The 12,739-nt window shown below is 64.1% G+C and carries 12 protein-coding genes; 9 read left to right on the top strand and 3 right to left on the bottom strand.

The window, feature by feature from the left end:
- Window positions 1-28 precede the first annotated feature (28 nt).
- Window positions 29-721: an endonuclease NucS gene (nucS, locus tag GBB18_RS08780; RefSeq protein WP_151529964.1), complete on the top strand. Its 693-nt coding sequence runs from the start codon at window positions 29-31 to the stop codon at window positions 719-721.
- Window positions 722-818: 97 nt separating this feature from the next.
- Entirely contained in the window at window positions 819-1,112 is a 294-nt protein-coding gene (locus GBB18_RS10785; RefSeq protein ID WP_192796161.1) for a hypothetical protein, read from the top strand.
- 25 nt (window positions 1,113-1,137) lie between these two features.
- On the opposite strand, the gene mce is transcribed toward GBB18_RS10785, so the two are convergent.
- The gene (mce, locus tag GBB18_RS08770) at window positions 1,138-1,596 is read right to left on the bottom strand and encodes a methylmalonyl-CoA epimerase (protein WP_151529965.1); all 459 of its coding nucleotides are present in this window, start codon (window positions 1,594-1,596) and stop codon (window positions 1,138-1,140) included.
- A 175-nt stretch (window positions 1,597-1,771) separates the two neighbouring features.
- Between mce and GBB18_RS08765 the strand changes: the two genes are divergently transcribed.
- Both GBB18_RS08765 and GBB18_RS08760 read left to right on the top strand, forming a co-directional pair.
- The gene (locus GBB18_RS08765; protein ID WP_151641423.1) at window positions 1,772-2,113 is read left to right on the top strand and encodes a thiamine-binding protein; all 342 of its coding nucleotides are present in this window, start codon (window positions 1,772-1,774) and stop codon (window positions 2,111-2,113) included.
- Between the two features lie 8 nt (window positions 2,114-2,121).
- Window positions 2,122-3,027, top strand: coding sequence for a tetratricopeptide repeat protein (locus tag GBB18_RS08760; RefSeq protein WP_151641422.1), 906 nt, complete (start codon window positions 2,122-2,124; stop codon window positions 3,025-3,027).
- On the opposite strand, the gene glgB is transcribed toward GBB18_RS08760, so the two are convergent.
- Together glgB and GBB18_RS08750 are read right to left on the bottom strand one after the other, a co-directional pair.
- Window positions 3,024-5,231, bottom strand: a complete 2,208-nt coding sequence (gene glgB / locus GBB18_RS08755; RefSeq protein WP_151641421.1) for a 1,4-alpha-glucan branching protein GlgB — start codon at window positions 5,229-5,231, stop codon at window positions 3,024-3,026. The genes GBB18_RS08760 and glgB overlap by 4 nt on opposite strands.
- A gap of 327 nt (window positions 5,232-5,558) precedes the next feature.
- Window positions 5,559-7,589: an alpha-1,4-glucan--maltose-1-phosphate maltosyltransferase gene (locus tag GBB18_RS08750; protein ID WP_151549048.1), complete on the bottom strand. Its 2,031-nt coding sequence runs from the start codon at window positions 7,587-7,589 to the stop codon at window positions 5,559-5,561.
- 308 nt (window positions 7,590-7,897) lie between these two features.
- Here GBB18_RS08750 and GBB18_RS08745 point away from each other — a divergent pair, with 308 nt between their 5' ends.
- Genes GBB18_RS08745 through GBB18_RS08725 form a run of 5 tightly spaced genes read left to right on the top strand, consistent with a single transcriptional unit; the run spans window position 7,898 to window position 12,638 of the window.
- A complete protein-coding gene (locus tag GBB18_RS08745; RefSeq protein ID WP_151549047.1) occupies window positions 7,898-8,755 on the top strand; it encodes an ABC transporter ATP-binding protein in 858 nt (285 codons plus the stop codon).
- Window positions 8,756-8,775: 20 nt separating this feature from the next.
- Entirely contained in the window at window positions 8,776-9,597 is an 822-nt protein-coding gene (locus tag GBB18_RS08740) for an NUDIX hydrolase (RefSeq protein ID WP_151641420.1), read from the top strand.
- A 33-nt stretch (window positions 9,598-9,630) separates the two neighbouring features.
- Window positions 9,631-10,803 (top strand): SAM-dependent methyltransferase, encoded by a 1,173-nt coding sequence (locus GBB18_RS08735; RefSeq protein WP_151641419.1) that lies wholly within the window; start codon window positions 9,631-9,633, stop codon window positions 10,801-10,803.
- Window positions 10,804-10,859: 56 nt separating this feature from the next.
- Entirely contained in the window at window positions 10,860-11,657 is a 798-nt protein-coding gene (locus GBB18_RS08730) for an electron transfer flavoprotein subunit beta/FixA family protein (protein WP_151549044.1), read from the top strand.
- A 30-nt stretch (window positions 11,658-11,687) separates the two neighbouring features.
- Window positions 11,688-12,638, top strand: a complete 951-nt coding sequence (locus tag GBB18_RS08725) for an electron transfer flavoprotein subunit alpha/FixB family protein (protein ID WP_151641418.1) — start codon at window positions 11,688-11,690, stop codon at window positions 12,636-12,638.
- Window positions 12,639-12,739 lie beyond the last annotated feature (101 nt).

Below are 12,739 nucleotides of genomic sequence, written 5' to 3'. Positions count from 1 at the left end.
CATCGCTGACTCTGTTAATGTAGTCAGAATGCGTCTTGTGATTGCTCGTTGTTCCGTTGATTATGTGGGTCGGCTCGAGGCCCATCTTCCCACCGCCGACCGGCTGTTGATGATCAAAGCCGACGGCTCCGTGTCCATCCACGCCGATGACCGCGCCTATAAGCCGCTGAACTGGATGACACCTCCCTGCACGCTCACCGAACAGGCCATCGACGATGCCGACAAGGCCGAGGCTGGGGTGCGGCTGTGGGTGGTGGAAAACTCCAAAGGTGAGCAACTACGCATCACAGTCGAGGCCATTCACTCCGAATTGGAATACGACCTCGGCGAGGACCCAGGCTTGGAAAAAGACGGGGTGGAGCAGCACCTGCAGGAGCTCTTGGCCGAACACATCACCACCTTGGGGCCTGGCTATACCCTCATTCGCCGCGAGTATTTCACCGCGATCGGGCCGGTGGATATTCTTTGCCGCGACGAGAAAGGCCAGACCGTCGCGGTCGAGATCAAGCGGCGCGGGGAAATCGATGGCGTGGAACAGCTCACCCGCTACGTGGAACTACTTAACCGCGACGAGCTGCTGAAACCGGTACGAGGCATCTTTGCCGCCCAGAAGATCAAACCCCAGGCACGCACCCTTGCCGAAGATCGCGGGTTCTCCTGCGTAGTCCTCGACTATAACGAGCTGCGTGGGCTCGAATCCGACGAGCTGCGCCTGTTCTGAGCAGGGAAAAGGCGGGTAGGCGGCGTCGATAAGCGGCGGTGCTACTACGCAGCAGAGTGGTAGTGGAACAACCGCAGATACACGGGAGGTAAGTGTCGTGCCGCGGAGGAATCGCAGAAACACCACGGGCCGCTATGCCCGGCGGCCGTTGCCGCGCGATGGCAGCGGCTATTGGGGGACCCGAGTGGAGGAGGGGCCGAGCTATAGCTTCGGTCGGGATTATTATGTGCGCGAGATGGGCGGGCCATCCGCGGTGAAGGACTATGTGTGCCCGGGCTGTCAGGGGCCGATCTACGCGGGCACGGCGCACATTGTGGCGTGGCCTAAAGACACGATGCGCGGTGCCGCTGATCGTCGTCATTGGCACCGCGCATGTTGGGCGCGGCGGTAGGGGCCGCACCTTAAGAGAGGGGGAGTTACTTCACCGGCTCAGTGAGCTCGAGGAGCACGCCGCCGGCATCCTTCGGGTGAACGAAGTTGATGCGGGCGCCGCCGGTGCCCTGCTTCGGTGCATCGTAGAGTAGGCGCACGCCCTGGTTGCGCAGGTGCTCGCAGAGGGCGTCCATGTCGTTGGTGCGCAGACACATCTGCTGCAGGCCGGGGCCCTTCTTATCGATGAACTTCGCGATGGTGGACTGCTCGTTCAGCGGGGCGAGGAGCTGAATCATGCCGTCGGTGGCGGACATGTTCTTCGGGCCGATCATGGCCTCGTGCACGCCCTGTTCTTCATTGACTTCGTCGTGGTGGTTCACCCAGCCGAATGCGGAGCGGTAGAACTCCACGGCGGCGTCGAAGTCGGGAACAGCGATACCCACGTGGTCCAAGCAGACGACGTACTCGTGGGGAATCTCAATGCCAGAAATGTCATTACTCATGCTCCCCACTTTAAGCCACTTAGCAGCGGCTGTGGGGCAGAAGATGGCCGTGACAACTGAGAGAAACCACACTGTGACACAACACGAGCGCGTGTCGCTTATCGACGCCGCCCGCTGCCACCACACTCATTGCCGGTTGCAGCGAGGCCGAAAACGCACAGCTAGGATGTGTCCCATGCTGATTGCCTTTTCTGTAGCACCTACCGTCACTCCCACGACGGACGCCGAGATGTCCGAGGCTGTTGCTGAGGCGGTGCGCGTTGTGCGTGCCTCCGGCCTGCCGTGTGAAACCAATGCCATGTTCACCCTTGTCGAGGGCGACTGGGATGAGGTGATGAACGTGGTCAAGCGCGCCACGGAGGCGGTGATGGAGGTGAGTCCTCGGGTGTCGCTGGTGTTGAAGGCCGATATCCGGCCCGGCTACAGCGACCGGTTGAAGGGCAAAGTAGCATCGCTAGAAAAGCACCTGAGTGAGGATGCGGCCGAACTCACGGTAGACGACACTACGCAGAACTAAGGAGCACCATGGCTGAGAATGCACCTGAACGATTTGTTGCTGGAGCTATTGATCTGGGGGAGGTGAAATCCCGCGCAGAGGCGAAGAGCAACGCCCATAGCCGCGATGGCGGACAGACCGTGGTACCGGTGGTGGATGTCACCGAGCAGAATATTAAGTCCGAGGTGCTGGAGCGCTCCATGCAGGTGCCGGTGGTGGTGCATATCGGTACCCAGCGCTCGCCCGAGTCCGTGGAGATGCACACCGTGTTGAGCCGTCTCGCCAATACGCAGGAGCAGATTAGCTGGATCTATGCCTATCTGGATGCCGATAGCACCCCGCAGCTCGCCCAGGCGCTGGGCGTGCAGGGCTTGCCGACCGTGCTGGCACTCGCCCAAGGCCAACCAATAACCGACTTTCAGGGCGGCCAGCCCGAGGAGGCGCTGCAGCAGTGGACCGCCGCCGTGGTGGGCGCTGTCGCCGGCAAACTCGAGGGATTGCCGGGCGAGGAGCCGGAGGAGGATCCGCGTATCGCTCAGGTGCGTAGTCTCCTTGACGCCACAGAGCCTGATCTCGACCAGGCGCTGCCGATCCTCGAGGAGGCCCTGGCCGAACGCCCGGAGGATCCGGAGCTGGTGCAGCTGTCTAAGCGTGCCGAGGTAATCCAGCGTGCCCGTGCAAGCGAGGCTGCCGTGGACGATGAGGGGGATGCGGCGCAGGGTGCCGTCGATAAGCACTACGCAGCAGCGGATGCACTGATCGCGCACGGGCGTGTGGAGGAGGCCTTCGACGGGCTCATCGCGGCGATCACCCAGGCCGAGGGTGAGGAAAAGGCGGCCCTCAAGGACCGCCTCATCGAGCTTTTTGGCATGTACGAGACCACTGACCCGCGCGTGTTGGCGGCGCGGGGCAAGCTGGCCTCGGCGCTGTACTAGCGCTCGCTATCCAGCCGGTACCACTGCGCGGACAGCGCCGGGATGTGCAGCGTCGTGGAGTAGGGGTAGCCATCCCAGGCGCTGTCGGTGGCATCGAAGCCGCTTCCGATATCGTTGCCCGCGCCCTCATAGGCGCCGGCATCGGTGTTGAGGAGCAGCGACCATCGTCCGGCCTCCGGCACGCCGAGGGTATAGGCCTGCTGGGAGGAGCCACCGAAGTTGAATACGCAGAGCAGCTTCTCGCCCTTGTCGCCGGTGCGGTAGAAGGCGAGGATGTTATTGTCCGCGTCGTCGGACTTGGCCCACTGGAAACCGGCGGGGTCGCTATCGAGCGAATAGAGCGCCGGTAGCTCCTTGTAGTTGGAGTTGAGATCGCGCACCAGCTGGTGCACGCCGCGATGGTATTCGCCTTCCCAGCCCTCCATGTTTCCCCAATCGATGGAGCGGTTTTCATTCCACTCCTGCACCTGGGCAAACTCCTGGCCCTGGAAGAGCAGGTTCTTGCCTGGGTGCGCCCACATGTAGGCGAGCAGGGTGCGCACGCCGGCGGCCTTGTTCCAGGGATCGCCCGGCATCCGGGTCCACAGGGTGCCCTTGCCGTGCACCACCTCGTCGTGGGAGATGGGCAGCACGTAGCGCTCCGAGTAGGCGTAGACCATCGAGAAAGTGATCTCGTTGTGGTGGTACCTGCGATGGATGGGGTCCTGCGCAAAGTACTCGAGGGTGTCATTCATCCAGCCCATGTTCCACTTCAGGGAGAAGCCGAGGCCGTCGTTGTAGGTCGGGGCGGTTACGCCTGGCCAGGAGGTGGACTCCTCCGCAATGGTGAGCACGCCGGGGAAGGTGCTGGCCACGGTGGCGTTGACTTCCTGCAGCAGCTGCTTGGCCTCGAGGTTTTCCCGGCCGCCGAACTGGTTGGGCAGCCACTCGCCCTCATCGCGGGAGTAATCCAGATACAGCATGGAGGCCACCGCGTCCACGCGCAGACCGTCGATGTGGAACTCCTTGCACCAATACAGCGCATTGGCGACGAGGAAGTTGCGCACCTCGGTGCGGCCGAAGTCGAACACATAGGTGCCCCAATCTCGCTGCTCGCCGCGGCGCCAGTCGGGGTGCTCGTAGAGAGCCTCGCCATCGAAGCGGGCGAGGGCGAACTCATCCTTGGGGAAGTGCGCCGGCACCCAGTCCACGATCACGCCGATACCGCGGGCGTGGAAGGCATCCACGAGGGCACGGAATTGATCGGGGGTGCCCCAGCGCGACGTTGGTGCGTAGTAGCCCGAGACCTGATAGCCCCACGAGCCGCCGAAGGGGTGCTCCGCCACCGGCAGGAACTCCACGTGGGTGTAGCCCATGTGATCGACATAGTCCACCAGTTCCACGGCGAGATCCTCGTAGGTGCGCCCCTGCTTCCACGACCCGAGATGCACCTCGTAGACGCTCATCGGCTCGGTCTGAGCATTGGAGCGCGCCCGCTTGGTGATCCAGGCATCGTCTTTCCACTCATAGGTGGATTCGGTGATGATCGACCCCGTCGCCGGAGGCACCTCCGCCTGACGAGCCATGGGATCGGCCTTATCGCGGCGGTAGCCCTCCTTGGTCTGGATGGCGTATTTATACACCTCGCCCACGCCGACGTTGGGGATAAACACCTCCCACACGCCCGAGGAGCCGAGCGAACGCATCGGATACTGGGCCGGGTTCCACCCGGAGAAACTTCCCACCACAGCGACACCGATCGCGTTCGGCGCCCACACCGCAAAGGAGGTGCCGACCACCGGGCCCATCTCCGTGTCGATGGTGCGCACATGCGAGCCCAGCACCTCCCAGAGCCGCTCATGACGGCCCTCACCAATCAGGTACAGGTCCGTCTCGCCGAGCGTGGGCAGGAAGTGGTAGCCATCAGCGACAGTGATCGGATCCATCCCCGGCCACGTGACGCGCAGGCGATAGTCAATCGGCTCCGAGGACTCGAGCAGCATGGCGAAAATGCCATCCGTGGTGTGCACCGCCTCGTGGGTGCCGCCATCAGCAGTGAGGATCTCCACCTTCTCCGCGCCGGGCTGGCGGGTGCGGATCACCGCGCCGCTCGGGGTGGCGTGCCAGCCGTAGAAAGCATGGGGGTCGTGGTGCTGGCAATACCGCAGACGCTGCAAGTCGTGGTCGGGGATGCCGAGGGTGGGATCGTGAGGATCGAAGGGCATGGGGTGAGCTTTCTGTCGGATGGTCGGGTGTCTGAGCTACTACGCAGAAGAGTACGCGGTGTAGCGGATCGGTCTGAGAGCTATCGTGTCTGCGGCCGGATAGGCGGTGGGTACGCGCCCTTGCAAGGTGGCGCACGGCGCTGTGGGCTGGGGTGGAGCGGATGCTACGAAGGGGGGAGGGGCATTAAGAAGCGGCGGTTCTCAGCGGCGCGAGCCGCTTATCGACGCCGTCACGCTGCCACCCGCACTCTGATGCGTAGTGCTACCCGCCGCAGTCGGTGCCGCGCTGGGCATCGCAGCTGCCAGCCCTCAGTGCCGACGGTGGGACTAGAGGCGGTAGTCCTCGATGGTGCGCCACGCCAGTGCTTCGCGCCGGGCAGGGGGCACGTCGGGCAGCACGAAGATGTGCGCGACGTTCTCCCAAGGCTTGAGATTGACGTAGTTGGCGGCGCTCCAGGTGTAGCGGTTGCCGGTGATCTGGTCGGTGACCTCGAACTCGGCATCCCAGTCCTGGCCGATGGCCTCCATGTTGAGGTGTACGGTCGCTGCGTGCTCGTTCCACGGGTCGAGATTGACGATTACCAGCACGGTGTTCCCGGTGAGAGCGTCCACCTTGGAGTAGGCGATCATCTGGTCGGAGTCGATGTCGTGGAAGTGGATGGAGCGCAGCTGCTGCAGGGCGGGCTGCTCGTGGCGAATCCGGTTGAGGGTGGTGATATAGGGCTCGAGGGAGTCGCCATTGCGCAGTGCGGCCTCGAAGTCGCGGGGGCGCAGCTCGTATTTCTCGGAGTCCATATACTCTTCGCTGCCAGGGGCCACGGCCTCGCCTTCGTAGAGCTCGAAGCCGGAATACATGCCCCACAGCGGGGAGAGGGTGGTGGCTAGGGTGGCTCGGATAGCGAAGGCGCCGCGGCCGCCTTCCTGCAAGGAGGCGTGGAGAATGTCGGGAGTATTGACAAAGAGATTGGGCCGCGAGATATCGGCCATGCGGGCAATCTCTTGGCCGAACTCGGTGAGTTCCTGCTTGGAGGTCTGCCAGGTGAAGTAGGTGTAGCTCTGCGAGAACCCTGCCTTGGCCAGGCCATAGAGGCGCGGGCGGCGGGTGAAGGCCTCGGCGAGGAAGATCACCTCGGGGTTGGTTTCATGCACGGTGGCGATGAGCCACTCCCAGAAGTTGGTGGGCTTGGTGTGCGGGTTGTCTACGCGGAAGGTGGTCACGCCTCGTTTAATCCAGAACTTCACCACGCGCAGGACTTCGTCGTAGATGCCCTGTTGATCGTTGTCGAAGTTGAGCGGGTAGATGTCCTGGTACTTCTTGGGCGGGTTTTCCGCATAGGCGATGGTGCCGTCCGGCAGGACGGTAAACCACTCGGGATGATCCTTAGCCCAGGGGTGATCGGGGGCGCATTGCAGCGCCAAGTCGAGGGCGATTTCGAGGTCCAGTTCCTTGGCGCGGGCGACGAGGGCATCGAAGTCCTCGAGGGTGCCGAGCTGGGGGTGGACGGCGTCATGGCCGCCGTCGCTGGAGCCGATGGCCCAGGGCGAGCCCACATCGTTCGGCTCGGTCACCAGGGTGTTGTTGCGGCCCTTGCGGTTGATCTCACCGATGGGGTGGATCGGCGGGAAGTAGACGGTATCAAAGCCCATGGCCTTAATCCGCGGCAGTTGCTCCGCGGTGCTGGCGAAGGTGCCGTGCACGGGGGCGCCGGAGTCATCCCAGCCGCCGGTGGAACGAGGGAAGAGCTCATACCACGAGCTGACCAGTGCCTTGCGGCGCATGACCTCGACCTTGTGGGTGCGGCCGCGGGTGAGTAGCTCGCGCAGCGGGTGCAGGTCCAAGATGCCGAGGATGTCCTTCGAGAGTGCGGGCGCGACGCGGGCGCGGACCTCGGCGTCGGAGCGCAGCGTGGCGGCGACGTCGAGAAGCTGCTGCTGATAGGTCTTCGGCGCTTTCTTGGCGGCGCGCTCGAATAGCTGGGCGCCGGTCTCCAGATCGTTGGCCAGCTCGGCCGCGGACTGGCCGGCGTGGATTTTCGCGGTGACCGCGTGGCGCCAGGTGGCCATGGGATCGGACCAGGCGTCCACGCGGAAGCTCCACTGGCCCGGCACATCGGGCACGAAGATCGCGTGGTGCTCGTCCTGGTCGAAGGCATCGGCGCTCATCGGGATGCGCTTCATCTTCGGAGCCACGGAGGACTCTTTGGGTCCTTTAACGTTGAGGGTGGCGGAAATAGCATCATGCCCCTCGCGCCAGACGAGGGCGAAGACGGGAACGACCTCACCAACGACGGCCTTGGAGGGGCAACGATTCCCTGAGATGTACGGGCGGACGTCATCAATACCGAGTCTGCCAGTCACAATAGACACCACTTTCTCTCGCTCCGCGCGGCCTGAAAAGGGCTCGAGCGCGGGGCAGTTTTATATAGACGATTTTGTATAGACGATGCGACGTTGAACCCCAAGTCTACTGGCTTAGAAGGGGAATTACAGGGTGCTGCTTTTGGTATTTTGACCACAGTTATAGGTGATAGTGACCAGTGCTCGCCCCGCGCTCAATCGATCCCGCCACGCGCCACCGCAGCCGCTGGAGCACTGCTGGGGCGCAGCTAGGGCGCCGCAGGGGGAGGCCAGGGTGTGGCTCGCCCACAGCACTGCATTTTTCCGCCATGATGGAGGCTATGAGTTCCTCGCCTGTAGCCCCCACGGATCCGGACCTGCTGATCGATTTTCGCGATATTTCCTTCGTGCGCGATGGTCGCGCCCTCCTGGGCGATATCACCTGGCAGGTGGAGCTGGACGAGCGCTGGGTGGTGATCGGCCCGAATGGTGCGGGCAAGACCACCCTGTTCCGCCTGGCCGCCGCAGAAGCCTTCCCCACCAGTGGCGTGGCCTTTCTCATGGGCGAGCAAGTGGGCAAGACCGATATGCGTGATCTGCGCACCATGATCGGCATGACCTCCTCGGCGATCGGCACCCGCATCCCCGAGGATGAAAAGGTGGCGGATCTGGTGATCTCTGCCGGCTACGCCATTCTCGGCCGCTGGCGCGAGGCCTATGAGGAAATGGACTTCGAGCACGCCATCGACACCCTCGAGCAGGTGGGCGCCCTGCATCTGCGGGATCGCACCTGGGGAACGCTCAGCGAGGGCGAGAAGAAGCGGGTGCTCATCGCCCGCGCCTTGATGACCAATCCCGAGCTGTTGCTTCTCGACGAACCGGGCGCAGGCCTGGACCTCGGCGGCCGAGAGGACCTCGTGGGCTATCTCGGCGATCTCGCCATGGACCCCGATGCGCCGGCCACGGTGATGATCACCCACCACGTGGAGGAGATCCCCCGCGGTTTCACCCATGCACTGCTTCTCGACGAGGGCGGCATCGTCGCCCAGGGTCTCATTGATGATGTCCTCACCAGTGAGAACCTCACCACCACCTTCCACCAGCAGATCACCCTAGATCGCATCGACGGCCGCTATTTCGCCCGTCGCTCCCGCACCGGTGGGGCGCACCGCGCCCCGCGTTCCTAGGGCTACTACGCAGCAGAGTGATGGAGCGTCCCACCGCCCGCGATCTCTCCCAGGCCGCCCTGCGGCTGCCGCCGGGCCACACTCCGCCCACACCGCGGCTGGCGGCCACGGTGGTGTTAGTGCGCGACGGACAGGCCGGTCTTGAGGTCTATGCCCAGCACCGAGTGAACTCCATGCCCACCTTCCCCTCGGCCACGGTATTTCCCGGCGGAGGGGTGGACCGAGGCGACTATCTTTCTTCCGCCATGCACACTGCGCTGTGGCAGGGACCGTCGCCTGAGCAGTGGTCGCACCGACTCGGAGTTGCGCCGAGCCACGCCGCGGCGATTGTGACCGCCGCGGTCCGCGAACTCTTCGAAGAAACCGGCACGCTCATTGCCTTCGACGGCACGCAGGAGCTGCTGCGGCGGGCGGACAGGTTTCATCAGCAACGCCTCGCGCTCGAGGCCAAGCAGCTCGGCTTCGGCGATTTCCTGCACACCCAGCAGCTGCAGATAGCGTCCTCGCTGCTGCACCCCTTTGCCCGTTGGATCGGCCCTCCAGGCGCCGCGCGCAGCTTCGACGCTTTTTCTTTCGTGGTGGTCGCGCCGCGCGAACAGCGACCCGATGCGGTCTCTGGGGAAACCACGACGGCCGGCTGGTATCGGCCCCAGGAGCTGCTTGCACGGTGGGCTGAGGGGACGGTACAGCTCGTGCTGCCGACCTGGTCGAAGCTGCGGGTGCTCAGCGCCGTGGATTCTGTCGCCGCGCTCTGTGCGACGCTGCCAGAGGTGGACATGGAGCCGATCGTCGATAAGCCGGAATGCAACAGCTATTTCGGACGTGTGATCTCTGATGCGTAGTAGCAGTGAGGGCGGCAACTACACTGTAGGGCTATGTCCTTGAGCCCGAGCGAGGTGCACTTTCTCGCATCCCACGGTCCCGCCGTCGCGCACTGGGCGCGGGAGCATGCCTGTACGAAGGCGAGCATGATTGCCGATCACGCCGCTGCGCGCGCAGAATTCGGCGACTATGGTCGCGCCGTCGTTGAGCTGGTGAGCGCTCGCAGGTCCGCAGTACAGAAGTTCCGTTCCGGCAGCGAGGAGCTGCTGATGTGCCAGGAATCCGCCCAACAGGCCACACCGTGGCAGGTGGCGGCTGCCCGCGCCGAGCGGCTACGGGCGCTGTGTGGAGATCAGGCCTTGGTCACTGATGTCACCTGCTCGATTGGCAGCGAGGGCCTCGAACTCACCCAGGCTGGGCTGCGCTATCTCGGTTCGGATCTCGATCCGGCGCGGGTGGCCATGGCGGCCCACAACCTGGCGCAGGGGTGGTGCGTGCGCGCCGATGCCCTCGCCCCGGTGGCGCCCGACGCCGATGTGGTGCTGGCGGATCCGGCGCGCCGGGCTGGCGGGCGGCGCATCACCAAGGTGCAGGATCTGGTGCCGCCGCTGCCGGATCTTCTGGCGGCCTATCCGGATACCCCTGTGGTGGTGAAGTGCGCCCCGGGTATCGACTACGCAGAATGGCCGGGGCTAGTAACCGTGGCGAGCGTGGCGGGGGCGGTCAAAGAAACCTGTCTCTATTCCGAGCAGCTCGGCGCGAGCGGCCGCGAGGCCTGGGTGATTGATGAGGCGGGCACGGTGGATCTCTACACCAGCGCCGAGGAGCCGCCGGAGGCGCCCGTGGGCGAGGTGGGCCGCTATATCATCGACCCCGATGGGGCCGTGGTGCGGGCGGGGCTGGTGCGCGCCTATGCCCAGCGTCATGGGCTGTGGATGCTGAATGAGCACATTGCCTATCTCACTGGTGAGCAGATCCCGCCGGGCGCGAGCGGCTTCGAGGTGCTTGAGGCCGTGCCATTGAAGCAGCTGCGGCAGGTGATGAAGCGGCGCGCGGCGGGAAGCCTGGAAATTTTGGTGCGTGGGGTGGATGTGGATCCCGATGTCTTACGCAAAAAACTGAAACTGCGTGGATCGCAGGCCTATGCCTGCGTGATCGCCCGCCTCGATCGGGGCGCGATGGCCTTTGTCTGCCATCCGCGGAAGCATTACGATGGTGTCCGCTAAGCAAATAGACAACAAAAGTGTGTTGAAATACTGCCCGAAGGAGATTGAACGAGCTCATGCCAGCATTGGTTGCACTGGTCAAGCACGTACCCGATACGTGGTCCACGAAGTCGCTCGAGGAGGATTTCACCCTCGATCGCGAGGCTGCGGATGAGGTGATCGATGAGATCAACGAGTACTCGGTGGAACAGGCACTACGCATCAAAGAGGCGCACCCCGATGCCGGCTTCCGCGTGGTGGCGCTGAGCATGGGCCCCGAGGGCGCCGAGGAGTGCCTGCGCAAGGCTCTCGCCATGGGTGCCGATGACGCGGTATTGCTTGTCGACGATTCTCTGGCGGGCTCCGACACGATGGGAACAGCCTGGGCGCTGCATAACGCGATCAACACCATCGACGATGTGGCGCTCATTATTGCTGGTAATGCCTCCTCTGATGGGCAGATGGGCATGATCCCGGGCATTCTGGCGGAGTATCGCCAGCTCCCGGCGCTGACCATGGTGGCGGATGTGGACGCCGATCCGGAGGCAGGGACCGTGCAGGCTACGCGCACCGACCACCAGGGCAGCTACGAAATGAGTGCCTCCTACCCAGCTGTTGTCTCCATCAGTGAGCGCGCCGCGAAGCCGCGCTTTCCTAACTTCAAGGGCATTATGGCTGCCAAGAAGGCCGAGATCACGCGGATCGATCTAGCCGCTATCGGGGTGGATCCCTCCCAGGTGGGCGTGGCCCACTCCGCCACAGTGGTGCAGTCCGCCACGCCGCGTCCGGAGCGCGGCTCCGGCCAGATTGTCCGCGACAACGGTGACGGCGCGAAGGCCATCGCCGATTACCTGTCCTCCGAGGGCCTGCTCTAAAGCGCAGTCAGAAAGGCGTAGTGAACAACAATGACGTACGTACTTGTCAAGCATTCCAATGGTGAGCTCGACGCAGTCACGGCCGAGCTGATTAGCGCTGGCCGCCAGCTCGGCGAGGTCTCGGCGGTGGTGGTGGGCACCCCCGGTACCGCCGAGGGTTTTGCCGCCCAGCTGGGGCAGTGGGGCGCGGAGATGGTGATCGCTGCCGAGTCGGAGTCCGTCACCGAGCGGCTCATCATCCCCGAGGTTGATGCCCTGTCGATGCTCGCCGCGGGCCAGCCCGGCCCGATCGTGGTGGCAGCCGGGGTAGCTGGATCTGAGATCGCCGGGCGGCTGGCGGCGCGTGTCACCTCGGGCGTGCTCAACGATGTGGTGGCGATCAACCCCGATGGCACCGCATCGCAGTCTATCTTCGGCGACCAGTACTCGGTGACAGCCGCTGTGGGCGGCGAGAGCCCGATCTATGCGCTGCGCGGCGGCGCTATCACTCCCGACGCGGTACCGGCCGCTGGGGCGCTGGCCACTATCGATCTGCCCGACTCCTCGCCGCTGGATGCTCAGGTCCACTCCTTCATCCCCACCGCGCGTGGGGATCGTCCGCAGCTCACCCAGGCGCCTGTGGTGGTGGCCGGTGGGCGTGGTCTGTCCTCTGCCGATGGCTTTAAGGCTCTGGCCGAGCCTCTGGCGGATCTTTTCGACGGTGCGGTGGGGGCGACCCGCGACGCAGTGGACGAGGGCTTCTACGACGGCAACTATCAGATCGGCCAAACCGGTGTGACTGTCTCGCCGGATCTGTATATCGGCCTTGGTCTCTCCGGTGCCATCCAGCATAAATCCGGTATGCAGACCTCCAAGCGCATCGTGGTGATCAATAGCGATGAAGACGCCCCGATCTTCGAGATCGCGGACTTCGGCGTGGTCGGCGATGTCGACGAGGTGGTGCCGCAGCTGATCGAAGAGATCACCAAACGTCGCGGCTAGAACATCCCTTTTACCCGCGTCCTTGACTTGGGGGGGGCATGCGCGGGTAAAAGGGATGTTCTAGCCGCGACGTTTGGTGATCTCTTCGATCAGCTGCGGCA

The sequence above is a fragment of the Corynebacterium sp. 11A genome, assembly GCF_008930935.1.
GTDB classification, from domain to species: Bacteria; Actinomycetota; Actinomycetes; order Mycobacteriales; family Mycobacteriaceae; genus Corynebacterium; species Corynebacterium megadyptis.
The sequence above is the reverse complement of the archived record's forward strand: the minus strand, read 5'-3'. Positions and strand labels throughout refer to the sequence as shown.